Origin of the sequence: Bizionia sp., from assembly GCF_048259285.1 — a bacterium.
Classification (GTDB): Bacteria; Bacteroidota; Bacteroidia; order Flavobacteriales; family Flavobacteriaceae; genus Algorimicrobium; species Algorimicrobium hallyeonense.
In genome coordinates this window covers 31,959-57,450 of sequence record NZ_JBLXHU010000020.1, presented here as the reverse complement: position 1 = coordinate 57,450, position 25,492 = coordinate 31,959, and the positions used below count along the sequence as shown (strand labels likewise).

The 25,492-nt window shown below is 34.5% G+C and carries 27 protein-coding genes; 6 read left to right on the top strand and 21 right to left on the bottom strand.

The genetic code is table 11. The features are described from left to right. The 12 genes from ACN0QX_RS10720 to ACN0QX_RS10665 all read right to left on the bottom strand — a co-directional run. On the bottom strand, window positions 1-848 hold an 848-nt coding region (locus ACN0QX_RS10720), incomplete at its 3' end, for a neutral zinc metallopeptidase (RefSeq protein WP_417196931.1). 38 nt (window positions 849-886) lie between these two features. Beyond that, window positions 887-1,294: a PaaI family thioesterase gene (locus ACN0QX_RS10715; protein WP_248395396.1), complete on the bottom strand. Its 408-nt coding sequence runs from the start codon at window positions 1,292-1,294 to the stop codon at window positions 887-889. A 55-nt stretch (window positions 1,295-1,349) separates the two neighbouring features. Further along, window positions 1,350-1,718 (bottom strand): four helix bundle protein, encoded by a 369-nt coding sequence (locus tag ACN0QX_RS10710; protein WP_417196929.1) that lies wholly within the window; start codon window positions 1,716-1,718, stop codon window positions 1,350-1,352. Window positions 1,719-1,886: 168 nt separating this feature from the next. Beyond that, window positions 1,887-3,107 (bottom strand): 3-hydroxyacyl-CoA dehydrogenase NAD-binding domain-containing protein, encoded by a 1,221-nt coding sequence (locus ACN0QX_RS10705; protein WP_248395398.1) that lies wholly within the window; start codon window positions 3,105-3,107, stop codon window positions 1,887-1,889. An 84-nt stretch (window positions 3,108-3,191) separates the two neighbouring features. After that, window positions 3,192-3,554, bottom strand: coding sequence for a four helix bundle protein (locus tag ACN0QX_RS10700; protein ID WP_248395400.1), 363 nt, complete (start codon window positions 3,552-3,554; stop codon window positions 3,192-3,194). Window positions 3,555-3,610: 56 nt separating this feature from the next. Beyond that, complete coding sequence (locus ACN0QX_RS10695; protein ID WP_417196926.1) at window positions 3,611-4,393, bottom strand: enoyl-CoA hydratase-related protein; 783 nt, start codon at window positions 4,391-4,393, stop codon at window positions 3,611-3,613. Between the two features lie 49 nt (window positions 4,394-4,442). Continuing rightward, window positions 4,443-4,943, bottom strand: coding sequence for a 1,2-phenylacetyl-CoA epoxidase subunit PaaD (gene paaD, locus ACN0QX_RS10690; RefSeq protein WP_248395404.1), 501 nt, complete (start codon window positions 4,941-4,943; stop codon window positions 4,443-4,445). An 81-nt stretch (window positions 4,944-5,024) separates the two neighbouring features. After that, window positions 5,025-5,777, bottom strand: a complete 753-nt coding sequence (gene paaC / locus ACN0QX_RS10685) for a 1,2-phenylacetyl-CoA epoxidase subunit PaaC (protein ID WP_417196923.1) — start codon at window positions 5,775-5,777, stop codon at window positions 5,025-5,027. A 172-nt stretch (window positions 5,778-5,949) separates the two neighbouring features. Next, window positions 5,950-6,240, bottom strand: coding sequence for a 1,2-phenylacetyl-CoA epoxidase subunit PaaB (paaB, locus tag ACN0QX_RS10680; RefSeq protein ID WP_248395408.1), 291 nt, complete (start codon window positions 6,238-6,240; stop codon window positions 5,950-5,952). Window positions 6,241-6,305: 65 nt separating this feature from the next. Beyond that, complete coding sequence (gene paaA / locus ACN0QX_RS10675; RefSeq protein ID WP_248395410.1) at window positions 6,306-7,262, bottom strand: 1,2-phenylacetyl-CoA epoxidase subunit PaaA; 957 nt, start codon at window positions 7,260-7,262, stop codon at window positions 6,306-6,308. A gap of 83 nt (window positions 7,263-7,345) precedes the next feature. Next, complete coding sequence (gene paaE / locus ACN0QX_RS10670; protein WP_417196920.1) at window positions 7,346-8,419, bottom strand: 1,2-phenylacetyl-CoA epoxidase subunit PaaE; 1,074 nt, start codon at window positions 8,417-8,419, stop codon at window positions 7,346-7,348. 67 nt (window positions 8,420-8,486) lie between these two features. Next, window positions 8,487-9,056, bottom strand: coding sequence for a TetR/AcrR family transcriptional regulator (locus ACN0QX_RS10665; RefSeq protein ID WP_376861706.1), 570 nt, complete (start codon window positions 9,054-9,056; stop codon window positions 8,487-8,489). Between the two features lie 73 nt (window positions 9,057-9,129). On the opposite strand from ACN0QX_RS10665, the gene ACN0QX_RS10660 reads away from it, so the two are divergent. Continuing rightward, complete coding sequence (locus ACN0QX_RS10660; RefSeq protein WP_248395417.1) at window positions 9,130-9,435, top strand: rhodanese-like domain-containing protein; 306 nt, start codon at window positions 9,130-9,132, stop codon at window positions 9,433-9,435. Here ACN0QX_RS10660 and ACN0QX_RS10655 read toward each other — a convergent pair. The 7 genes from ACN0QX_RS10655 to alaS form a co-directional block, all read right to left on the bottom strand. Then, window positions 9,430-10,044 (bottom strand): DUF4230 domain-containing protein, encoded by a 615-nt coding sequence (locus ACN0QX_RS10655; protein ID WP_376861708.1) that lies wholly within the window; start codon window positions 10,042-10,044, stop codon window positions 9,430-9,432. The genes ACN0QX_RS10660 and ACN0QX_RS10655 overlap by 6 nt on opposite strands. A 57-nt stretch (window positions 10,045-10,101) precedes the next feature. After that, a complete protein-coding gene (locus ACN0QX_RS10650; protein WP_417196917.1) occupies window positions 10,102-10,752 on the bottom strand; it encodes a response regulator in 651 nt (216 codons plus the stop codon). Window positions 10,753-10,808: 56 nt separating this feature from the next. Beyond that, window positions 10,809-12,638 (bottom strand): sensor histidine kinase, encoded by a 1,830-nt coding sequence (locus ACN0QX_RS10645; RefSeq protein ID WP_417196915.1) that lies wholly within the window; start codon window positions 12,636-12,638, stop codon window positions 10,809-10,811. Between the two features lie 8 nt (window positions 12,639-12,646). Then, window positions 12,647-12,919, bottom strand: coding sequence for a hypothetical protein (locus ACN0QX_RS10640; protein ID WP_417196914.1), 273 nt, complete (start codon window positions 12,917-12,919; stop codon window positions 12,647-12,649). 245 nt (window positions 12,920-13,164) lie between these two features. Beyond that, a complete protein-coding gene (locus tag ACN0QX_RS10635) occupies window positions 13,165-13,692 on the bottom strand; it encodes a DUF6252 family protein (protein ID WP_417196912.1) in 528 nt (175 codons plus the stop codon). A gap of 102 nt (window positions 13,693-13,794) precedes the next feature. Then, window positions 13,795-14,760 carry a GSCFA domain-containing protein gene (locus ACN0QX_RS10630; RefSeq protein ID WP_417196910.1) on the bottom strand — a complete coding sequence of 322 codons (966 nt, stop codon included), beginning with the start codon at window positions 14,758-14,760 and terminating at the stop codon, window positions 13,795-13,797. A 126-nt stretch (window positions 14,761-14,886) separates the two neighbouring features. Further along, window positions 14,887-17,496, bottom strand: a complete 2,610-nt coding sequence (gene alaS, locus ACN0QX_RS10625) for an alanine--tRNA ligase (protein WP_417196908.1) — start codon at window positions 17,494-17,496, stop codon at window positions 14,887-14,889. A 221-nt stretch (window positions 17,497-17,717) separates the two neighbouring features. On the opposite strand from alaS, the gene ACN0QX_RS10620 reads away from it, so the two are divergent. From ACN0QX_RS10620 to ACN0QX_RS10600, 5 genes are all read left to right on the top strand, one after another. Next, complete coding sequence (locus tag ACN0QX_RS10620) at window positions 17,718-18,689, top strand: M23 family metallopeptidase (RefSeq protein WP_248395433.1); 972 nt, start codon at window positions 17,718-17,720, stop codon at window positions 18,687-18,689. After that, window positions 18,689-19,018 carry a MerR family transcriptional regulator gene (locus ACN0QX_RS10615; RefSeq protein WP_248395434.1) on the top strand — a complete coding sequence of 110 codons (330 nt, stop codon included), beginning with the start codon at window positions 18,689-18,691 and terminating at the stop codon, window positions 19,016-19,018. The genes ACN0QX_RS10620 and ACN0QX_RS10615 overlap by 1 nt, the downstream gene beginning before the upstream one ends. A 64-nt stretch (window positions 19,019-19,082) precedes the next feature. Then, window positions 19,083-19,679, top strand: coding sequence for a LemA family protein (locus ACN0QX_RS10610; protein ID WP_248395436.1), 597 nt, complete (start codon window positions 19,083-19,085; stop codon window positions 19,677-19,679). Between the two features lie 5 nt (window positions 19,680-19,684). Continuing rightward, entirely contained in the window at window positions 19,685-20,122 is a 438-nt protein-coding gene (locus tag ACN0QX_RS10605) for a TPM domain-containing protein (RefSeq protein WP_248395438.1), read from the top strand. A 9-nt stretch (window positions 20,123-20,131) separates the two neighbouring features. Next, on the top strand, window positions 20,132-20,974 hold the full coding sequence (locus tag ACN0QX_RS10600; RefSeq protein ID WP_248395440.1) for a TPM domain-containing protein: 843 nt from the start codon (window positions 20,132-20,134) through the stop codon (window positions 20,972-20,974). A gap of 193 nt (window positions 20,975-21,167) precedes the next feature. Here the strand turns inward: ACN0QX_RS10600 and ACN0QX_RS10595 are convergent, their stop codons facing one another. Together ACN0QX_RS10595 and der are read right to left on the bottom strand one after the other, a co-directional pair. Next, complete coding sequence (locus tag ACN0QX_RS10595) at window positions 21,168-23,972, bottom strand: outer membrane beta-barrel protein (protein ID WP_417196904.1); 2,805 nt, start codon at window positions 23,970-23,972, stop codon at window positions 21,168-21,170. A 175-nt stretch (window positions 23,973-24,147) separates the two neighbouring features. After that, on the bottom strand, window positions 24,148-25,452 hold the full coding sequence (gene der / locus ACN0QX_RS10590; protein WP_417196902.1) for a ribosome biogenesis GTPase Der: 1,305 nt from the start codon (window positions 25,450-25,452) through the stop codon (window positions 24,148-24,150). Window positions 25,453-25,492: the final 40 nt, after the last annotated feature.

The following is a 25,492-nucleotide window of genomic DNA, read 5'->3' as shown; positions in this document are numbered from 1 at the left end:
ACGGAAAAGGTATCGCCTTGTTTGATGTCGCCTGTTTTAAATCCTTTCATAAACCAGAACATGCGTTGTTCTGAAGTTCCATGTGTAAAGGAATCTGGTGTAACATCGCCTTGGACTCTTCGTTGAATAGCATCATCTCCAACCGCATTGGCTGCGCTTAACGCTTCTTCGATATCGCCTTCCTCTAAATACTTTTTATTATGATGTGCCCAAACGCCTGCATAAAAATCGGCTTGTAATTCTTGAGCAACGGATAATTTATTGGCTTCCGTTTTATTTGTTTGTTGTTGTAACTGTCTTACCTTTTTTGAGGTTCCGAGTATGGTTTGAATATGGTGTCCAATTTCATGAGCGGTAACGTAGGCTGTAGCAAAATCACCTCCTTTGGCTCCAAAACGTGTTTTTAACTCATCAAAAAACACTAAATCCATATATAGTTTTTGATCCGCTGGACAATAAAAAGGTCCAGATGCTGAACTGGAATTTCCACAACCGCTAGTAACTGCATCTGTAAATAATACCATGGTAGGTTCTTGATAATTGCCAAGATTATTTTCTCTAAAAATTTGATTCCAGACATCTTCTGTATCTGCTAAAACGGTTGCAACAAAACTTCCGACTTCTTTTTCTTGAGCAGTTAATGCTCTTTGTTCCACTTGTTGTTTTGAACCACCTTGATTAATTTGCTCTAAAATAGGTGCAATTTGCTGTCCGGTTTCTCCTCCAAAAAGTTGTAAAAGAATAACTACAACAGCTACAATACCACCTCCAGCTACTAGTTTCCCTTTGGAACCCATACCTCTTCGATCTTCAACATTCCCGCTTTGTCTTCTACCTTTCCATTTCATATGGTTTTAGTTTTAGTGTTATTTTCTGTTTATTATTTTTACTCCCAATTTTTATTGGTGCGATATACAACGCCTTTAAAAAGTGCGACCAATTCTTCACCTCGTTTGACCTCAATTATATTAAAGCCTAGTTTGTTTTTAACACTCTCTATAACGGATTCTGCTACAATATAATCTCCTTCGTTTAAAGCTTCAATATGATTAATACTCGTTTCAATTGACACGGCATATTTTCCATGCGTGTTTGCTGAAAAACCAAAAGCAGTATCCGCTAAAGAATAACTGATTCCACCATGCGCTTTATTCATACTGTTGAGCATATCTTTTCTAATAGTCATACCCACTTTACAACGTCCAATTTCACATTCTAGAATTTCGATACCTAACCATTGGCTATAGGCATCTTGGGATAACATCTTTTTAGGTATGAGGTGGCCTTTAATCATAGTACAATTGTGGTGAGAGATGAGTGGTGAGTAAACAAATTATATTTTAAAACCATTATTTATTATTTAAATGTCTCCTTAAAGCTGATATCATTTTTGAAATTTCGGTAACCATTTTTCTGTTTTCTTCATCCTCCTCAAAAGTTATATAACCTCGCAATCTTGCTTTAGTAGATGCTGCTACACATTCGTGAGAACTATCCCAAGCCATCTTTAGATATCTATTAAAATTAGCATCCGTACTACCAGAACCTTCAGCTATATTAAAAGCTATTGAATCCGCAGCTCTAATAAATTGAGAAGATAATTTATAAACTTCATGTTTCGGAAACATTTCAATTTGTTTATTTACTAATTCCCCAAACACTATGGCTTTTTGGTAAACATGTAAATCCTCAAATTTAAAATAATAATTACTTTTCATTTTATTATAATAATTTCACTATATTCCTTTCTCAAAGTCTCATCTCTCATCTATCATCAATCATCTCTCATCTCTCATCTCTCATCTCGCCTAACGCCTCTATAATTAATTCTTATTTTCTTTTCTCAAAGCCTCACCTCTCACCTCTAATTTCTCCTCAAACTTAATTTACAAAAACCTCAAACCCTGAAGGTTCATTTTACGCAATAGCGGACTGCAGCGATAACGATCTTCATGATACTCATTGTATAATGCATCCATTTGATCCACACACCAATTTATTCCTTTTTCATCTGCCCAAGCCAATAACCCTTTTGGATAATTAACGCCTTTAGTCATCGCGTTGTCTATATCTTTTGCTGATGCAATATTTAAAAATAAGGCATCGGCCGCTTCGTTAATCAGCATAACAAGGATTCTGTTGAATATTTGTTGTTTAAGAGACGTTTCGACTGCGCTCAACGTGACATCCTCACTCTCGATTATTTTTCCGCTTTTATCATATTCATAATAACCAATACCTGATTTTCTTCCTAAATATCCAGCTTCTGCAAATCGTTTTTGAGTGAAAGAAGGCTTATATCTTGGATCGAAATAAAAGGCCGTAAACACGGTTTCCGTTACGGTATAATTAACATCATTTCCTATAAAATCCATAAGTTCAAATGGTCCCATTCGGAAACCTCCTATATCTTTCATGGCAGAATCGATGGTTGCAAAATTTGCAATCCCTTCTTCGTAAATCCGTAAAGCTTCACCATAAAATGGTCGTGCTACACGGTTAACAATAAATCCTGGTGTGTCTTTAGCAACGGCTGCGGTTTTATTCCAACTGGAAATGGTATCTATAGATTTTTCTAACGTTTCATAGGATGTTTGAATGGCAGGAATAACCTCAACCAATTTCATTAAAGGTGCTGGGTTAAAAAAATGAATTCCAACACAACGCTTTGGGTTTTTTAATGCGGATGCTATGGATGCAATGGATAAACTAGAGGTGTTAGATGCAATAATACAATCATTGGACACATAGCTTTCTAATTCTGAAAACACTTTTTTCTTAATGTCGATGTTTTCAATAATTGCTTCAATGGTTAGATTGGAATCTGCTAAATCTTTTAGATTATTAACGTAAGAAATATTGGATTGGATTCTGTTTTTTTCTTCGGAATCTATTCGTCCTTTTTCAATTAAACGGGATAGTATTTTTTCTAGAGCTAATTTGGCTTTATCTAAAACTGCTTGATTGGTATCGTATAATTTAACGGTGCAACCCGCAGTTGCAGCTACTTGTGCGATACCGCTTCCCATTGTTCCGCTTCCTATTACGCCTACAAATTTGATTGGAGATTGTGGATTAACGATTTTTGATTTTTGATTTTCACTCATATTTTTACATTGGAGATTGTGGATTAACGATTTTTGACGTGTCACTACTACTTCTGAAATGTCTTATTCATTATAAACAATCATTTATTCTTTGAGTTTAATTGAAGCTGTTTTAACACTAACTACAAAAATTGAAATTAACTCATTATTTTTCTTTAATAATTCTTCTAATGCATCTAAATCTAAAATAAGGTTTGCTCCCTTTTGAATTTTTAAATTGATATGGGATTCACGTAACTCTTTTAAACATATTTTCATTTTATGAAGAAAATCACGTGTCGATTCGCCACTTCTCGCTTCACCATAATTTAAAGCTGCTGATGTCGCTGATCTAATTAACTGTTTTGCTAAATGTTCAGAAGCAAAAGATTTATCAATTGTTTTACTAACTAAAATTATATCAATTGCAAATTGGATTAATCGATCTTCTAGTTGAATTGGTTTCATAGTTTATTTTTTGTTCTGAAATCAGCAATCGTTAATCCTCAATCGTTAATCTTTAATTATTTACCGTTAAAAACCGGTTTTCGCTTTTCCACAAATGCCGAAACACCTTCAGCATAATCGTCCGTGCTAGCTGCTTCTATTTGATATTTAGACTCTAAAGCTAATTGTTCTTCTAAATTATTTGTTAAGGATTGGTTTAAACTCTTCTTAATTAACCCTAAGGCTTTGGTCGGCATATTTGCCATTTTTAAAGCTAGCTTATCAACGTCTTTTTCAAACGTTTCTAATGGCAATACTTTATAAATCATTCCTAAACGTTCAGCTTCTTCAGCAGAAACTTTATCGCCCAACATAGCTAAAGCCGATGCTTTTTGAAATCCGATAAGTCGCGGTAAAAAGAAGGTTCCAGCACTATCTGGAATTAAACCTATTAAACTAAATGCTTGAATAAAACTCACTTTTTCGTGAGCAACAACCACATCACAAGCTAATGCAATATTAGCGCCCGCTCCTGCAGCAACACCATTGATAGCTCCTATAATTGGTTTCTCGATGTTTCTTATTTTTAGAATAATGGGATTATAATGTTCTTCCAGAATTTTTTTAAATCCAGGATTTAGCTCGGGGTTTGTAACTTCTTTTAAGTCCTGTCCTGCACAAAAAGCTTTTCCGTTTCCGGTTAAAACCATAGCGCGAACATCATTATTTTTTTCACAAGCATCTAATGTCTCTTGAAGTTGAAGCGCCATTTCGCGATTAAAACTATTAAACACTTCTGGTCTGTTTAGCGTGATGTACGCTATTTTATTTTCTATTTTAAGTTGTATGCTTTTGTTCATGTTTTTTCTTTTAATGAGATTGCCACGACCTTCGTCCTTGCAATGGCATCTATTTGAGACACTTGAAGTAATCAAACGGTTCTTGACAATCGTCACATTGAAATTGTGCTTTACATGCTGTTGAACCAAACTGACTAACCATTCGTGTATTTATGGATCCACATTGTGGACATGTTACTAAACGTTTCCCATGTAGCAAGACATCTTTATCTGCTTCCTCACTTAATGGCGCAGCAATACCGTAGTCTTCCAATGCTTTCCTACCTCTTGGTGTAATCCAATCGGTTGTCCAAGCTGGCGCTAAAATTAACTCTATTTCAGATTCGTATCCCGCAATTTTTAAGGCCGTTTTAATATCGTCTCCAATAACATCCATAGCAGGGCAACCACTATAGGTTGGTGTAATTTGAACTTTAACCATATTATTTTCTATGATTGCCATGCGAACGACGCCCATATCCATAATTGATAATACAGGTATTTCTGGATCGGAGACTTTTTCAAGAATCGGAACTAGTTTTTCATCTATATTTTGTTCTGTTGTTGTCATATTTTAATAAAATGAGATTCTTCGCTTTGCTCTGAATGACATTCGGTTTATTTAATGAGATTCCTTTTTCCAAGGAATTTGTTACCACTCCATATTAGGATACGCACGTTGCATATATTGTAATTCCGCTAAAATGTAGCCCATATGTTCCGAGTGAATACCCTGTTTTCCACCTTTTTGAAAATATTTAGATTCCGGAACCTCTAGCGTAGATTCTTCTAAAATATCGGATACATTTTTGTAATACGCTTCTTTTAATTTGGTTACGTCTACGCCAATTCCTTCTTTAACCATGGCTTTATCAGCTTCTGTTTGATGAAACAGCTCGTCTGTGTACGTCCATAAATCATTGATGGCCGTTTGCATACGCTTATGGCTTTCTTCGGTTCCATCACCTAAACGTTTAATCCAATCGGATGAAAAACGTTGATGATAACTCACTTCTTTAATTGATTTCTTGGCAATTGCTGACAAGGTTAAATCGGTACTTTTCTGTAATTCTGCTAAAAACAAAAAGTGATATACATCAAACAAAAATTGCCGTGCCATGGTGTAAGCGAAATCCGTATCTGGTTGTTCTACCAAAAGCACATTTAGGTATTCACGTTCTTGACGCAGCATAGCAATATCATCTTCCGTCCGTTTATCACCAGCTATTTTTGCTGCATATTGGTAATAACTACGTACTTGCCCGAATAAATCCAAAGAAATATTAGTACAAGCAATGTCGGTTTCCAAACTAGGACCATGACCTGTTAAGGCTCCCATTCTTTGGCCAAGAATTAAGGAGTTATCGGCTATGCCAAGGATGTATTTGTATAGGTTTTGTTTCATTAAATTGAAATTGAAATCGAAGTTGAAATCGAAATTGAATCCAAGTAACTTCAGTTAATGTTTTTTGATTCTTGTTACGATAATCCGAATTAAATAATCATTTAAAAAATGAATTTAGCTTCGAAATGGCATCTAGACTCCTTCCCGACAGCTATCGGGATTCACAGGAATGTTACATGTATTTCACCTCATCTGGTAATTCATAAAAAGTTGGATGACGATAGACTTTATCTTGAGCGGGCTCAAACATTTCACCATTATGCTCTGGATTGGATGCTGTGATATTTTTGGATTCTACAACCCAAATACTCACACCTTCATTGCGTCTTGTGTAGACATCGCGTGCATTTTCTAATGCCATTTCAGCATCTGCAGCGTGCAAACTTCCAAAATGACGATGTTCTAATCCGTTTTTACTTCTTACAAAGACTTCCCAAAGTGGCCAGTTTTTTTTATCAGACATAATTATTGTTGATTGTTGATTGTTGATTGTTGATTCTGAAATAAGAATTCCTCAATCATAAATTATTAAATTGCTTGTTTTTCTTTACGTTCCTGTTGTTTTTCTGCGTAAACCATAGCGGCATCACGAACCCATTCGCCTTTTTCCCAGGCTCCTACTCGTGCTTTCATGCGCTCCTTGTTCATTGGGCCATGCCCTTTAACAACTTGCCAAAATTCATCCCAATCAATTTCGCCAAAATCGTAAACTCCTTTTTCTTCATTCCATTTTAAATCGGGATCTGGAATGGTTAGCCCAATTAAATCCGCTTGAGGAACGGTTTGATCTATAAACTGCTGACGCAAATCGTCATTAGATTTTCGTTTTAATTTCCATTTCATGGATTGTTCGGTATGAATGGATTCAGCATCTGTTGGACCTAACATCATTAAACTTGGCCACCACCAACGATTTAGCGCATCTTGTGCCATTTCTTTTTGTTCTGGTGTTCCATTTGCCAGTTTAATCATGATTTCATAACCTTGACGCTGATGAAAACTTTCTTCTTTACAAACACGAACCATAGCACGCGCATAGGGCCCGAAAGACGTATTACATAAAGGCACTTGGTTAATTATAGCTGCTCCATCTACCAACCAACCAATGGCTCCCATATCTGCCCATGTAATGGTTGGGTAATTAAATATGGATGAATATTTGGCCTTTCCGGAGTGTAACTGCTCATATAATTCATCGCGTGAAACGCCTAAAGTTTCACAAGCGGAATACAAATACAATCCGTGACCAGCTTCATCTTGAACTTTGGCTAAAAGAGCTACTTTTCTGCGTAATGAAGGTGCTCTAGTAATCCAGTTTCCTTCCGGCAACATACCCACAATTTCAGAATGCGCGTGTTGAGACATTTGCCTAATATGCGTTTGTCTATACTTTTCTGGCATCCAATCTTTAGGCTCAATTTTTTCATCACGTGCAATCCGCGCTTCAAATTGTTTTTCTAAATTTTTGATTTGTTCTTCGCTCATAATTATTTGAGATTTTTGATTTGCGAAATCTAATTGTTAAAATTTATATTTTCACTCATGCAATCGCTAATCGTATTATTTTTTTAAACATCAAAATCAACTACCACTTTATCCGTAGTTGGAACTGCTTGGCAACTTAACACAAAGTTTTGTGCCACTTCTTTTTCTTCAAGTGCATAATTGACTTTCATTTTTACGGAACCTTCTACAACCTGACATTTACAGGTGCTACAAACGCCTCCTTTGCAAGCAAAGGGCAAATCAGCGCCAGCGGCTAATGCACCATCTAAAATATTATCGAAATCATCATCCATAACAAAATGAAATTCTTTTCCACCATCGATAATCGTAACTTGAGTACCATTAACTTTTTCATCTAGAACTTCTGCAATTTGTCTGCTTTCTTCTTCGGAACTTCCAGAGAAAAATAATTCAAAGTGAATATTCTCTTTCGGCATTCCAGCCGCTTGCAACTCATCGCGAATAAGGAAAATCATATCTTGAGGTCCGCAAATAAATGCATGATTGGTATCGGGAACATCAATAAACCGATTGGTTAAAATCGCTAATTTTTCTTTATCAAAACGACCATTTAAAAATGGAATATCCCGTTGTTCTTTTGTTAAGAAATAAAACACCTGAAAACGTCCAAAAAATTCATTTTTAAGTTGTTCAATTTCTTCTTTAAAGATAATGGATTTAACGGTTCTATTCAAATAAAACAATTTGAATGTGCTGTTAGGTTCCGACAGTAAATGTGTTTTAATAATGGACAACATAGGCGTTATACCACTTCCTGCAGCAAAAGCAATGTAATTTTTAGAACTTTCTGGTTCACAATCCACAAAAAACTCGCCATGAGGTGCCATAATTTGAAGTTCGTCACCTTTTTTTAGCGTATTAAAAGCGTAATTAGAAAAAACACCGCCTCTAATGGTTTTTACTGCTACCTTCCACTCATTGTCTAATGGACTTGAGCAAAGTGAGTAGTTCCGGCGTATGTCTTCGCCATTTATTTCCTTGCGCAACGTAAGATGTTGCCCTTGTTTAAATTGGAATTTGGTTTTTAAATCATCCGGAATATCAAAAGAAACAACAACCGTATCTTTTGTTTCTTTATATATATCTGCAACTTTTAAGTTGTAAAAATCTGCCATATTAAAATTCATATCATAAACTAACAACTGTTAGTTTGGGATACAAATTTACAAAATAAATTACTAACTATTTGTTAATTCCATTGATTAAGACCTGACTTAAACTTACTGCAAGTGTTTCTGGGGAAACATCTTCCTTTTTAGGAATCCAAAGGTAGAGTGAACGCAGTGTGGAGAGTATAGAAAACAACATAACTTCCACATTGGAATTTATAATTTCATTCTGTTTAATGCCTTCTAATAAAATACTTCTAAAATCAGCTTCATAACCATTTCTCAATGATAAGTAATAGTCTCTTTTTTCTTCTAAATGCATCCAGTCGTTATTTAAAGAAGCCATACCATAAGTATTTTGTGCTGTAATATCCACATGAAGTTTTACGACAGCCTGAACTTTCTGAATGGTTGAAATATCTGATGTTTTTATGTCTTGCATACCATTGGTAAACGCTTCCGCCAGCGAAATAATAATCACTTTTAGTAGTTCTTGTTTGGAACTAATATGATTGTACAAACTAGCCGCTTTCATTCCCATAGCGGTTGCAATATCTCTCATGGTCACAGCACTGTAGCCTTTTTCTTTAAATAGTTTGGCTGCTGTTTTTATAATTTCTTCTTTCCTGGTTTCTGACTTCAAATTGCGTTTGCATTTGATTTAACAATAAAAATTTCCTACCTTTTATGTGTAAATGTAAATAAAAAGATAGACTATGGGGGTTTTTGATTTTATATTTGGTGCTAAAAAACGCCAAGTTCAGATGTATTTAGATAATGGCGCAACGATATTAGATGTTAGGAATAAACATGAATGGGATCGTGGTCATATTGAACAAGCAGTACATATTCCATTAGATGAATTACGCAATAGAATAGCAGAAGTAAAACAATTAAAAAAACCTATTGTTGTTTGTTGTGAAAGTGGTGTTCGATCAGCGAAAGCAGCTAAATACTTAAACCTTCAGAATATTGATGCAACCAATGGTGGTGGTTGGGTAAGATTACAAAGCAGATTATAATTTTAAGGTGTTTAAAGCATCTTGATTTATAATTTCCACATTATTATATTCCAATGTCCAGCCTAATGAATTGGTTAGAATATAAAATTTTGCTAACTCACTTATTAATCTATTTTGTGCATTAGCTTTCATATCAGATTTCTCTAACTTTTTTAACAAGGATTTTTTTACCAACTCTTTAATGTTGTTATAATCTCTTGCCTCGAACGGATTGAAAAAATCGGCCTCTATATCATAATATTCCAAATCGGGACTTATTTTAATTTCCTCTTTAGGAATACTTAAGATGGTTAATGTTTTAGAGGATTCATCAATTTTATATTCAATTTTACTCAAATCATACGATATAAAAACATCCGCATTTACAACAACCAAGGCCTTTTTATTAGACGTGAAATAACTACCAAACAACTCTTTGGAATTGGTATAATTCAGTACCTGACTAAAATGTCCTTCGGTAACAATTAACTTCCCCACATTTTTAATTTGCTCTTGAATAAGCGCAGAGCTTTCTTTAAGTGTCGCTTGATTTTCTTTTTTATCGCCACAATACTTAAATGCAAAAAGCACGACTAGCGTAATAACAGCACCAAATAGAATTTTTCTCATACACGAATGTACGAAAAATCAATTTGCAAATATTTATTCCGATTAAAATGAATAGCTCTAAATCAAATTATTCTTCTTAGCCTTACTAACAGCTTCTAATTTGTTATGAACCTGTAATTTCTTGTAAATATTCTCGATGTGTTTTCTAACCGTTCCTGCAGAAAGGAATAAGTTTTCAGCAATTAAATTATAACTCAAGCCTTTACTTAACTGCTCTAACACCTCAACCTCACGCTGTGTTAATTTAATTACTTCTTGATCTTTTTTACTTTCAATATCAATGGGGTTCCGTAATAATTTGAGCGTTTTCATGGCAATGGACGGGTTCATGGCTGCGCCGCCATTCATGGTTTCCTGAATCCCATTGTATAATTCTTTGGCATTAATTTCTTTTAGCAAATAACCATCTGCACCCGCTTTAATAGCGTTGAAAATATTTTCATCATTATCAAAAACGGTAAGCATGATAATTTTTATATGAGGAAATTTTTGCTTGACAATTTCTGTAGATTCTATGCCATTTAAAATAGGCATTTCAATATCCATTAAAATTAAATCTAGATTGTGATTTTCACTTAATTTAAGCAATAAATCAGATCCATGACATGCTGTAAATTTTACATCTAAATCGTCAAAAAATGATAATTTTTCCTTGACCGCATTAATTAGAAATGAGTTATCATCTACAATCGCTATTTTAATATTCATGTTGGTTGGTTTTTATTAAAAATAGACATTTTATAAACTACGGACTATACGATGAATTACGTATTTTCAAATCTGTAAACATGAATCTTTGTTCCTTGATTTTCAGAGCTTATAATATCCAACTTTGCGTTTAAATCATGTGCACGTTTCTTAATATTTTGCAGGCCGTTTCCATCGGTTACATCCTTTATATTAAACCCCGTTCCGTTATCCGTAATGATTAATTCGAAGTCATCATTTTTAGAGAAAATTTGAACGTCAATAACCGTGGCATTGGCATATTTTAAGGCATTATTTACAGCTTCTTGGATTATTCTGTAAATATTCATGCCCTGAACAGAGGTGAATAATTTATTAGAATTGACCTCCTTATTTACTTGGAAATTGAAGTTAATTGCATCTGAAGAGGTATTCGCTTTTTCAATAAAATTTGAAATTCTAGATTGTAAATCTTCAATAGAAATTTCACTTTTATTCATAGCCCAAATCGTATCGCGCAGCTCGTAAATAGTGGATGTTGTAAATTGACTAATGGTTTCTAATTTAGCATTTAAATTATCTGGAAGTTTAAACCCATATTTTAAATTATCTAAAGAGGAAATTATAAACGTGAGTTGCGCACCAATGTTATCATGCAAGTCGCGACTTATGCGTAAGCGCTGTTCTTGCAAGTGATTTTGTGTTTCAATTTTAACCAAGGCTTCTTTGAGTTCGCCTTCTTTTTTAAGCTGTTTGTTTTTCAGTTTTTGCTGATTATAAACTAAAAAACCCAATAATGAAATTACCGCAGCCAAACCAGCCAAGCCTAAAATAAAACTATTTTTCTCACTAATATCGCGTTCTTTTTCCGCTAAATCAGCACGTTGAAGCAAGATTTCATTTTCTTTCTTTTCGGTTTCAAACTCTATTTTTAATTGCTCTACTTTATTGCTTGTTTCAGTATTGAGAACGCTATCTTTTAATGTTTGAAATTTTTTGCCAAATAAATATGCTTGTTTATAATCATTCATTTGCACATAAGCATTGGAAATAGATTCATAACAATACCTTTCCAACCCTTTATATTTCCCCTTTTTAGCTAAAGACGCACTTATTTGATAATTTTTTATAGCATCTGAAAATAAGTTTTGCTTAAGTAGCACATCGGCTAAATGGGTATAATTTACGGCAATGCCATAACTGTCCTTTATTTTAGTTCTTACTGCGCTTGAGCTATCAATATAAATTTTGGCTAGTTCCAGTTTATTGTCGTCAGCATAAACAGTGGCAACATTAGCATAGCCATAACCAAGTCCCACACTATCCTTTAATTTCTTCTTGAGATTTAAGGACTTTTTAGTATAAAATAAAGCGCTATCACGTTTTTTATTAATGGTAAGAACTATACCATAATTATCATAAAGCGGATCTATTTCTGTTGTGTTTTTCTCTTGTTCCAATAACTTAATACCTTTTCGCATGTAGCGTAAGGCATTTTCCATATCACTGTATTTTAAGTTATAACCAAGTTGCCCATAAGCAATTCCTGCTTTTACATGTTTGCCAAGCGACTCATAAATTTTTATTGATTTCAGAACGTATTCGGTTCGCTTTTCAAAATTTTCCTTGTACGCATAAATCTGTCCCAACTTTAAATAAATATCTCCTAAAGTTGTACTATCCTCCAACTTTATTGCTAAATCCACACCTTTAAAAAATAAATTTTCAGAGGTTCTAACATCACCCACAAATTTATCATAAGGAATCTTATTAATTGCCTGCAACTGATTAGCTTCTGAAAGCGAATGAAGCGTTTGACCCAAACTATCTAGATAGCGAACCTGTGTTTGTGAAAAACTATAGAAACCTAAAAGCAATGCTATTGGTACGAGTAGAATTTTCTTCATATAACTAATTAATATCGTTCTTCTAATATAGCTTTTTTTAACAAAAGTAACTCTTGCGTTATTTCAAATAATTTTTTAAACAAGTTGTTGTTAAACGTTTCAAGATAGTTGGTTTTTAATTCCATTTCCTTATACGTTTTAACGCCTAAAGCAAATTGCTTTTCAAGATCTATATACTGTTTAGCCGCTGATTTTATGAACGATCTGGTATCCAAGAGCACTTTTATTGCACGAACCATTAAAATAAAAATAAGACTATATAATAGAAGAAGTAAAATCATTGTTTCACTAGAAATTAGACACAAAAAAAACACCAATTAGGAAAAGCTTTTGACCGTTCGCAAAATTGATGTTTTATTATATAATAATTAATAGCATTTTAAAACTACAATTAAATATGTGACAACAATTATTTTTTCGACCAACTGCTTTTTAAAAAAGATTAAGCGTAATAACAGACTATCATTACGCTCAATCAACACATCTCAACAACAAGATATTCTTTGTTAAGATTTAAATGTCGTTTTTAGAAAATTTGCTTTGTCAAATTAAACGTTCCTTCCGTGATGTTTTTCACCGAATCGTCATTTGCGTTTTTACACTGAAAACGGAACGTTCCTTTAATATTGGTATCTGAATCTTCAGAAACTTTAATTTCTCCAACCACACCAGAGTCTTGATAAGGCGCATTCCATGTTTGCGTTGCTGACGGATTTGAAACATTAGGCTCTATGTAAGATGCCACGATAAAAACATTACTATCGGTTATTTCATAAGTTCCAACACCATCAAACGCATTAATAATTATACTAAATCCTTGGGTTGAAGAATTCCCCTGCAAAGTTACGGTTGTATTTGGACCTGCTGTAACTTGCGAAGCGGTTGATGTAATTTCTAAAGATTGAAAAGAATTTCCATCTATTTTAGCGGTTATAACACCAGAAGCGCCACCTGATGCTGCTGGATCGCCTCCATCGTCATCGCTTTTACAAGCTGTTATTGAAACGAATGATGCCATCATCATAAATACGGTAAATTGTTTTAAAGTTCTCATTGTTGAATATGTTTATGATTAATAATAATCCAAAATTGCAACAATAGAATACAGAAATCAATACGATGAATTACGTATATTTAGGAATAAGATATTAAAATTTTAAAATGACATAAAAGGAAAGCCTGCTTCTAATTTCTCCTTTTTTTCGGAAAGTTTTTTTAGAAATAATTGATGTGCTTCGGAATTTAGGTTAAAGGGTTTATGCTGCAACCCTCTTTGAATTTCATCAATAGCTCCCATTGTTTTTGATGCACTTTCAGAAACCCAAACCGTTTTAAAGGCATTCCAAATATAGTGTATAGCTGTTTGGTTTGGGTGAATCATATCATCAGCATAAAAACGATAATCGCGTAATTCATCCATCATAATTTCATAAGAAGGAAAATAATATAACTGCCCTTTATTAGGTGATGCTTTTTCATTTAATAGTGCGTGAATAGCAGTTATAAGATGCGCTTTACTTTGTGTATTCTCAATAAAACCGTCTTTCAAATGTCTAATGGGAGACACCGTAAATATAATGTTTGCGGATTGATTCACGCTTTTAATATGCTGTATAAAAACTTGCAAACTTTTTAATATATCGGTAACGGACAACAATTCTTTTGAGAATTTTTTCTGCGGAACTTTATGACAATTAGCAACAACTGTTGTACTTTCTATATCACGATATACCCAAGCCGTTCCTAATGTTATTATAATATGAGAAGCTGATTCAATTTGATTTTGCGTAAATTGAATCTGCGCATTCAGTTCATCCAATAAAGCAGTTTTACTCGTGTTGCTTAATACAGAATGTGCTTCGAAACTATGCCACTGTTCATTGTGAAAGAAAACATCCTCTTCTTTATAAACCTTTTTAGTAACAGCATTTGAAATGAGATTTTGAATAGCTAATGGGTGAAATAGAATTCCGAAAGGATTTTGAAGATTCCGAAACTTGAAATAATCTAATTTCTGACCTATATTCTCAACAAAACAAGATCCTAATAAAAGCACGTTAGCATGATAATCTATTTGATTATGCGTCTGTGGTTTTAATGGGATTTTTGTTTGGAGGTTCATAATCGATTATAGTGTTACACAAAGTTTCCCAGAGAGACACAAAGATTCACAGAGCTATTTTGAAATATTATTTTTACGCTGTGTATCTCTGTAATTTTTTCTCTGTGAACCTCTGTGTTATAATTATTAATCTAAATATTTTTTAGCCGCTTCAAGAGCTTCCTCTATACCACCTGGATTTTTACCGCCTGCTGTTGCAAAAAACGGTTGACCTCCACCTCCACCTTGGATATACTTGCCTAATTCTCTAACAATTTGTCCAGCGTTTAAACCTTTACTTGCTACAAGTTCTTTAGAAACATAGCAGGACAACAAGGCTTTTCCATCATTTTCAGCGGCAAATAATAAAAACAAATTATCAAACTGGCTACCCAAATCAAAACACAAATCTTTAATACCTCCTGCGTCTAAATCTATTTTTTTAGCTAAAAACTGAACACCATTTACCACTGTTAATTCTGATTTTAAATCGCCTTTTAAATTTTTGGCTTTGTCCTTTAACAACGCTTCTACTTGTTTTTTTAGACTACTATTTTCCTCCTGTAAATTTTGAAGTGCTTTAACGGGTTCGTTATTATTTAAAAGCACTTTCATATCATTAAATGCTCTATTTACATCAACAAAATAATCTTTTAAAGCATCGTTGGTAATGGCTTCAATACGTCGGATTCCAGCTGCAACAGCACCTTCTGACACAATTTTAAAGAACCAAATATCACCTGTATTCTTCACATGAGTTCCACCACATAATTCAACAGACTGTCCAAAACGAACCATACGAACGGTATCACCATATTTTTCGCCAAATAAGGCCATGGCTCCAGCTTCAATAGCTTTATCCATTGGCATGTTGCGTTGTTCTTGCAAAGGTAATTTTCCTGCAATACGTGCATTTACAAAATGCTCAACATCGCGTAATTCTTCAGCAGATAATTTAGAGAAATGCGAAAAATCAAATCGCAAATATTTAGAATGAACAGCACTTCCTTTTTGCTCCACATGAGGTCCTAAAATTTCGCGCAAAGCTTGGTGTAATAAATGAGTTGCTGTATGATTACATTCGGTTCTATAACGTTGTTTCGCATCTACAGTTGCTGTAAACGTATCTTCAATATTTTCTGGTAAATTTTTAGCAAAATGCATAACCACGTTATTCTCCTTCTTGGTATCTAGGATATACACAATATCGCCATTGGCATCTTCTAAATACCCTTTGTCACCAACTTGCCCACCACCTTCTGCATAAAATGGCGTTAAGTTAAAAACCAGTTGATACATATCACCATCTTTTTTAGAAGTCACTTTACGGTAACGTGTAATTTTAACTTTTGCTTCTAATGCATCATACCCTATAAATTCCTGAACCGCATCATCAATTAAGATGGTCCAATCGTCTGTGGACATTTCACTAGCTGCACGCGACCTTTTTTTCTGCTTTTCTAAATGTTCCTTAAATCCCTTTTCGTCTAATTTCAGTCCTTGTTCAGAAAGAATTAAAGCGGTTAAATCTATAGGAAAACCATAGGTATCATATAATTCAAAGGCTTTTTCACCTGAAACGGTATCGCCAGATGTGTTTTTCACAATACCATCTAAAAGCACCAATCCTTGATCTAACGTTCTTAAAAAAGAGGCTTCCTCTTCTTTAATTACATTTTCAATTAGTTGTTTTTGAGATTTCAATTCCGGGAAAGCTTCGCCCATTTTCTTACTTAAAACATCTACCAACCTATAAATAAATGGTTCTTTCTGATCTAAAAATGTAAAACTATAGCGAATGGCACGACGTAAAATTCTACGAATTACATAGCCCGCTCCAGTATTACTAGGTAATTGACCATCTGCAATGGAAAATGCTACAGCACGCACGTGATCTGAAATTACACGAATAGCAACATCAATCTTTTCTTCTTTTCCATAATCCTTATCTGTTATGGTTTCTATTTCACGAATAATCGGTGTAAAAACATCGGTATCATAATTGGATGTTACGCCTTGTAAAACCATACATAAACGCTCAAACCCCATACCTGTATCAATATGCTTATTTGGCAAAGACACTAATGAACCGTTGGCTTTACGATTATACTGCATAAACACCAAATTCCAGATTTCCACAACTTGTGGATGATCCATATTCACCAAATCTTTACCAGATACTTTAGCTTTTTCTTCAGCTGAACGAATATCAACATGAATTTCACTACAAGGCCCACATGGCCCTTGGTCTCCCATTTCCCAAAAGTTATCCTTTTTATTCCCCATAAGAATGCGATCTTCAGAAATCAATTCTTTCCAAAAATCATAGGCCTCTTGGTCCATTGGAATTCCGTCTGCGTCATCGCCTTCAAAAACGGTTACATATAATATATCTTTATCAATCCCGAACTCATCAACTAGTAATTCCCAAGCCCAAGCAATAGCTTCTTTTTTAAAATAATCGCCAAAACTCCAATTCCCTAACATTTCAAAAAGCGTATGGTGGTAGGTATCATAACCAACTTCCTCCAAATCATTATGTTTTCCAGAAACGCGCAAACATTTTTGCGAATCGGCAATTCGGTTATTTTTAGGCTCTGCATTTCCTAAAAAATACTCTTTAAAAGGTGCCATACCGGAATTAACAAACATTAAAGTGGGGTCGTTCTTTAAAACCATTGGCGCTGATGGCACAATGCTATGTTGCTTATCCTTAAAAAATTGTAGAAATTTTGAGCGTATATCTTGAGACTTCATAAATGAAAATGGGTTGTAAGCTTTTGTTAAAATTCCACCATGTGCTAAACAATTTATATATTTACTCTCCAAAATTTTAAAAAAAATAATAGAAAGAAATAACTTACATAAATTATCATCATGCTAATTCCAGCACTGTAATTATGTAATTTTAAATGTTTACCGAGCAGAATAATTAATTATTCTATTCTAATTAACTGCAAAAATAGTAAATTTAGCCAATGAGTAAGGTAAAATATTATTACGATTCTGAAACGCTCTCCTACAGAAAAATTGAGCGCAGGAAAAGACGCACCTTTAAATACATCGGGCTTTTTATTTTAGCCGCTGGATTATTTGGGTTTCTTACTATGTTTATTACCAGTCAATATATTGAATCGCCTCAAGAAAAGGCATTAAAACGCGAGCTGTCTAATATGCAATTGCAGTATCAATTGTTAAACAAAAAAATGGATCAAGCCCAATTGGTTTTAGAGGATGTAGCTAATCGTGATAACCATATCTATCGATTATATTTTGAAACCAACCCAATTCCTGATGAACAACGACGCGCTGGTTTTGGCGGTGTGAACCGTTACAAAAACCTGGAAGGTTTTGATAATTCTAAACTTATTATAGAAAGCAATAAGCGTATTGATATGCTACAAAAACAAATTGTAGTGCAGTCCAAATCATTAGATGAAATTGCTAAACTAGCTGAAGAAAAAGAAAAATTGTTGGAAGCTATTCCAGCCATTCAACCTGTAAGCAATGAAGATTTAACACGCATGGCATCTGGTTATGGCTATAGAACAGATCCCTTTACAAAGGTTCGAAAATTCCATTACGGCATGGATTTTACGGCGCCGCGAGGCACTCCTGTTTACGCTTCTGGTGATGGCGTTGTAACGCGTGCTGATAGCCAATCGTCAGGATATGGCAAACATATTCGGATTGATCATGGCTTTGGCTATGTTAGTTTATATGGGCACCTTTATAAATATAACGTCAAGAAAAACCAGAAAGTAAAACGTGGTGATTTAATTGGTTTTGTTGGAAATACAGGCCGTTCTTCAGGAGCACATTTACATTACGAGATTTTTAAAGATGATGAACGCATCAATCCGTTAAATTTCTATTATGGCAATCTTTCAGCCGAAGAATTTGACGAGCTTTTAAAACATGCAACGCTTGAAAACCAATCTTTAGACTAATGCATATCAACTTACCCGAAAAACGTTATTATGGAATTGGTGAAGTAGCCAAGGCTTTTGGTGTAAACACCTCTTTAATCCGTTTTTGGGAAAAAGAGTTTGATGTATTACAACCGAAAAAGAATGCTAAAGGCAATCGGAAATTTACACCTGATGATATTCAGAATTTGAAACTCATTTTTCATTTGGTTAAAGAGCGTGGGTTCACGCTTGATGGTGCTAAAATTCACTTAAAAGAAGAGAAACAGCAAACACTTAATAATTTTGAAATTATTAGCAAGTTAGAAGATGTCAAAGCACAACTTATTAAAATTAAAGAACAGTTGTAACATTTTAATAAAAACCGCAACTAATACATACAAACTTTATACTAAACACTAAAAACAACTTATTATGAAAAAATGGTTAATTCCTGTTATAATTATTGGCGTTCTTGCAGTAGCAATTTATTCTTGGGCTGTTGGATTCAATAATACAGCAGTAGAATATGAAGCAGACGCTAAAACAGCTTGGGCAGATGTAGAAAGCTCCTACCAACGTCGTAACGACTTAATTGGAAACTTGGTAAAAACAGTTCAAGGTGCTGCCGATTTTGAACGTACAACCTTAAGAGAAGTTATAGAAGCACGCGCTAAAGCAACGTCCACGACTATTGATGCCAGCAATTTAACTGCAGATAATATGGCGCAATTTCAACAAGCACAATCGGGCTTAAGTGGCGCATTATCTAAATTATTAGTATCCGTAGAGCGCTACCCTGAATTGAAAGCAAATCAAAACTTCTTGGAGTTACAATCACAATTAGAAGGCACTGAAAACCGTATTAATGTAGCAAGAGATCGTTATAACGAATCGGTAAATATTTATGACAAGCATATTAAAAAATTCCCAGGAAGCTTTTTAGCAGGAATTTTCGGATTTGAAGAAATGCCTAGATATAAAGCCGATCCAGGAAGTGAAAATGCACCTGATGTTGATTTTGAATTTTAAGAGCTATGTCTAAAATTGAAGAATTTTTAACTGCAGACGAAGAGCAAGCTATTATTGCGGCTATTCGCGAAGCTGAAAAAAACACCTCTGGTGAAATTCGTGTTCATTTAGAAAAGACATCCAAGATTGATGTCTTTGATCGTGCGATGGAAGTTTTCCATTATTTAAAAATGGATAATACCAAGCAGCAAAATGGTGTATTAATTTATGTGGCTGTAGAAGATAGAAACTTTGTAATTTTTGGCGACAAAGGCATTAACGATGTGGTTTCAGATGATTTCTGGGATACAACCCGTAATGCCATTCAAACTCAATTTAAACAAGGAAACTTTAAACAAGGTTTAGTAGATGGAATTTTAAAAGCTGGCAAGGCTTTAGAACAACATTTCCCTTGGGAGCACAATGATAAGAATGAGTTACCTGATACCATTTCAAAAGGATAAAAACCAAACATGCCAAACTTAAAAAATTACATTTTCACACCTTTATCTATTAAACAGTTTAGCCTTATTTGTGTTATGCTGTTTGTAGGTATGCAATCTAGTTTGGCACAGTTTACTATTCCTGAAATCCCGAAAGAACAGACCAGTGTTTATGATTATATAGGTTTATTATCGGCTCCAGAAAAAAGGGCTTTAGAAAATAAATTAGTCAAATATTCGGATACCACATCCACGCAGATTGTAGTTGCTATTATTTCATCAACTAATGGTGAAAACATAAACTATTTAGGGGCACAATGGGGGCAGAAATGGGGAATTGGTCAAGCAAAAGAAGATAATGGTGTATTAATTTTATTAGCGCGTGATGACAAGAAAATTGCCATCAATACCGGTTATGGTGTGGAGCATTTGCTTACAGACGCCATGAGCAAACGTATAATACAAAATGATATCATCCCTTTCTTTAAACAAAATAATTATCCTGGTGGTCTAAACCGGGGTGCAGATGCTATTTTTGAAGTAATGACTGGCGAGTACCAAGGTTCACGACAAGGTGATTCCAGTGGCTCTCCCATAGGTTTTTTCTTCTTCCTCTTTATAGTATTTATTTTTATCATTATTGCTATTTCTAAAAGCCGACGTGGTGGCGGAAACAATGGTTCTGGAAACAATAAATCTGGAGGGTTTAGTATTTTAGACGCTATTATTTTAAGTAATCTAGGACGTGGTGGCTATGGTGGTTCATCAGGTGGTTTCGGAGGATCGTCTGGAGGCAGCTTTGGAGGCGGCGGATTTGGCGGTGGCTTCGGAGGCGGTGGCTTTGGAGGTGGAGGCGCATCTGGAGGATGGTAGTAGTGAGTAGTGCGTAGTGAGTAGTGCGTAGTGAGAAATAGAAAAGCGATTTTAGTTTGAACTAAAATCGCTTTTTCATTTAAGTCGTTGTCAGGTCTAGTGCGGTTGATACCTCCTTTTACTAAAAAAAAGAAGAAGTTCTCTACTGGACTCCAACGGACATGAATCTCTTTATTGCTTAATTAGGCTTTGCTTAATCCCAATAGAAGTTATCGTCCTTGGTTTCACCTTTACTCCCTAAGCTATTAAATTTCCAGCTAAAGCTTAACATGAAATATTGTTCTAAAACGGTACTTTGCGAATCCTGAATGTAGTTTTGGGTTGCCGTTCGTCTGGCGTTCGTATTTTGGTCTAACAAGTCATAAACTTTTAACGTAACAGTTCCTGCGTCCTTTAAAACTGAATATGCTAAAGTAGAATTCCAAAACCATGCGCTTTTTTGAAACCCGACACCAATATTTGGATTGTAGTTAAAATCAATATCATTTCGCCATTCAAACTTTTTAGGCAGGAATAATGCTGTTGAAAAATTTAAATTATGTTCTAAAAATTCGCGATCTTCAAACTCATCCAAATCGTATTTGTTTTTTGTAAAAGAAACGGAGTAACGTGGTCTGAATTCCATAACATCTTTCCATGTAAAACGAAGCCCAACTTCTGGCGATAATTCTCGCACTTTACTTGCATATTGAACCTCGTTATTAAAGTTGATGTTTCGTCTTAAATTTCCGTTAACACCAACGCTTACTTTTACCGTTCGCAAACTATCAATTTTAACATCCTTGCTATAATCCATATTGGCATAAAACTGGTAGTTACCATCTACGTTAGCAAAGGTTGTTGTTCTTACAAAATTATCATCAACTGTGGTTTTAGAAACTACTTGGTTATTTGTAAAAGTACCACCAACATAGGAATAGAATCCGGTACGTTTCTGCCAATCGAACGCATTAAAACCTAAATTTATACGATGACTGTTGGATGGTTCCAAATTAGGATTACCAACAATAGTATTCAATGGATCTGACACATTTTGAAACGCCTGTAGTTGCGATAATCTAGGTGGCTCATTGTTTAAACGGTAGCTAGACCAAAAGGATGATTTTTGATTAAACTTATAGCGTAAATAGCCATTTAATTCCAGCGCTTCAAAACGTTTTTCAATACTCAACTCTGGACGTAATAAATCCGTGTTTCCTAATGTTCTATACACATAATTAAATCCAATTCTTGACGACCATATTTTATTACGAAAACTTAAACCCATACCAGGCGTCATACTTTCATCTAAATATTCAAAATCTGTACTTAAATCTTCATTAAAAACCGTAAAATCACCTTGCGTATCTTTATCAAAAGTACTTTTGGTGTCGGTACTTTTATCGCGTGCATAAGCATAATCAAAATCTAAAAACAACTTCTCTGCAATTAATGGTAAACGGTAATTTATACTGGATTTAAAATTTGTAACATCACCTTCTCCATTTGTAAATTGATCACGTTCGGTTTGATCTATTAAAACGTAATCTGGGTTATTAGGATTGTTTACATCTTCCCCATAAACATTGGTTACCGATGTTAAAAAATCTTCAGATTCTCGTGTATTAATTTCATTGGTTAAATTTACCCTTACAAATGCACCTTTTTTACCAAACTTTTTAGTTATATTAATATTGTTTCTAAAATTTTTACCTGTATTCTCCACATAGGAATTGGATGTTGAATTGTTGGTTAAAAGGTTGTCATTATTTAAAGATTCTTCCGCTGCATTATAGGTATTGGTACTTTTAGAATATCGGAATGAGGGATCAACGTTAATTAAAAATGTAGAATCTACTTCAATATCAAACCCCACATTAGCCGAATGACTATCACTATCATTATAGCTACTAGAAACGGAATTGGTATAATATCGAGAATCTGGTAAAATATTTTCACGTTGGGAAGCCGTTTTGTTTTCAGAACTACTTCCAGAGAAGAAATAATCGGCTGATACATCTGTTTTTTCACCAATTTTGTCCGCATAATTTAAACCTGCGTTTTGTGATTTGGTAATCCCTTCTCCACCACCAAAAGACCGACCATCAATAGTAAAAGCCCCATTACTTGACATGGACATACTATAACCGCCACCAAACATTTTACGGATTTCTCCAAAACTAAATCCTGGCGAATTAATATTATTTCCACCAGCCAACACGCTTAAACGACGGTCGTTATCAAAATAATTTAGCATTCCTGCGCCTTCATAACGCTCGTTTGTTCCAGCTCCTGCCGCTACACGACCAAAAACCCCTTTGTTATTTTCCTCTTTAATAGTTAAGTTAATAGTTTTATTTTCACCATCTACTTCTTCGCCTGAAAAAGCTTCTGCTTTGGTTTTGGTATCCACCACTTGAATTTTTTCAATCAATTCTTTTGTTAAGTTTTTTGTGGTAATGGTCGGATCATCTCCAAAAAAGGGTTTACCATTAACAAGAATTTTATTCACCTCTTTACCGTTAATTTTTATTTTACCATCTTCATCAACTTCAACACCTGGTAATTCTTTTAAAAGATCTTCAACAGTTGCGTCTTTTTTCGTTTTAAACGAACTCACATTAAATTCTAAAGTATCTTTTTTAATAGTAATTGGCGCTGATGATTTGATTAAAACTTCATCCAATTCATTACTCACATCTAAATTTATGGTTTCTAAATTAACCACTGGATTGCTTAACGAAATGGTTTTAGAATAGGTTCTATACCCTACATAGGAGACGTGCAGTTTTACTGATTTATCTGAAATACGATCTTCTAAACTAAATTTACCGTCTTTATCTGAAATAGTATAGGTAATAACGGTACTATCCGACAAACGCTCCAAGTGAACGGTTGCAGATTCCAACGGTAATTGTTCATCTACAGAAATAATTTTACCTGAAATTTGAATAGGTCTAGATTGCGAAAACGCTACTGATATAGCAAAAAAGAAGACTACAAAGAATAAATTCTTCATGATTGATTGATGATTTTGGTTGGGTTTTTAAGGAAACGAATATAAATTGTTTAAAGTATGAAGGGTCTTAAAAAAAGCATAAACTTCTGTTATAAAATCTTACAAATGAAAGCTTAAAGGCAAACAAAAACCCACTTGCAATTGAGTGGGTTTGTTTATTAAATAAGGGTTTAATCTACTTTTTACGCATATAAACGCTCACAGGAACACCATGAAAATCAAAGTGCTCACGTAGTTTATTTTCTAAAAATCGCTTATAACCATCTCTTACGTATTGTGGTAAATTACAGAAAAAAGCAAACTGCGGTTGTGGTGTTGGCAACTGCATAATGTATTTTATCTTCACAAACTTACCTTTGTAAGCTGGTGGTGGATAGTTTTCAATAATAGGCAACATAATTTCGTTTAGCTTACTCGTCTTGATCTTTTTGTTTCGATTATTATAAACCTCAACAGCCGTTTCGATAGCCTTATAAATACGTTGTTTATTTAATACGGAGATAAAAACAATGGGCACATCCGTAAAGGGTTCCATTTGCTCTCTAATATGTTTCTCAAATTCTTTGGTTGTTTTGGTATCTTTTTCAACCAAATCCCATTTGTTAACCAAAATAACAATCCCTTTACGGTTTCGTTCGGCTAACCAGAATATGTTTTGAACTTGCCCATCAAATCCACGCGTGGCATCTAATACCACCAAACAAACGTCCGAATGTTCAATAGCACGCACACTACGCATAACTGAATAAAATTCTAAATCCTCTTTAACCTTGGATTTTTTACGAATTCCTGCGGTATCCACCAGATTAAATTCGAAACCAAAACGGTTGTATTTCGTGTCAATAGAATCTCTAGTGGTTCCAGCAACATCCGTTACAATGTATCTATCTTCTCCAATTAAGGCATTTATAAATGATGATTTTCCAGCATTTGGACGACCAACCACTGCAAAACGAGGCAATTCCGTTTCTTCTTCAATTTCTTTTTCTGGCAAGGCGTCCACTAGGGCATCTAGCAAATCGCCAGTTCCACTACCATTTATACTAGCAATGGTAAAGTAATCGCCTAAACCTAATGAATAGAATTCCACAGCATTTTCTGCGCGCTTGGCATTATCCACTTTATTGACAACTAAAAAAACAGGTTTGGACACCTTACGAAGCAATTTAGCAACATCTTCATCCATACCTGTTACGCCAGACTCTACATCTACCATAAAAATTATAGCATCGGCTTCATAAATAGCAATTTCAACTTGCTTATCAATTTCAGCTTCAAAAACATCATCACTTCCTTTTACGTAACCGCCAGTATCTATGACTGAAAACTCACGGCCATTCCAGTCACTTTTTCCATAATGGCGGTCTCTGGTTACACCACTTGTGGCATCCACAATAGCTTCTCTACGTTGAATTAAACGGTTAAAGAAGGTGGACTTTCCAACATTTGGACGACCAACTATGGCAACTATATTACTCATGTTATTACAAAATTTGGTGCAAATATAATGATAAGCTAAT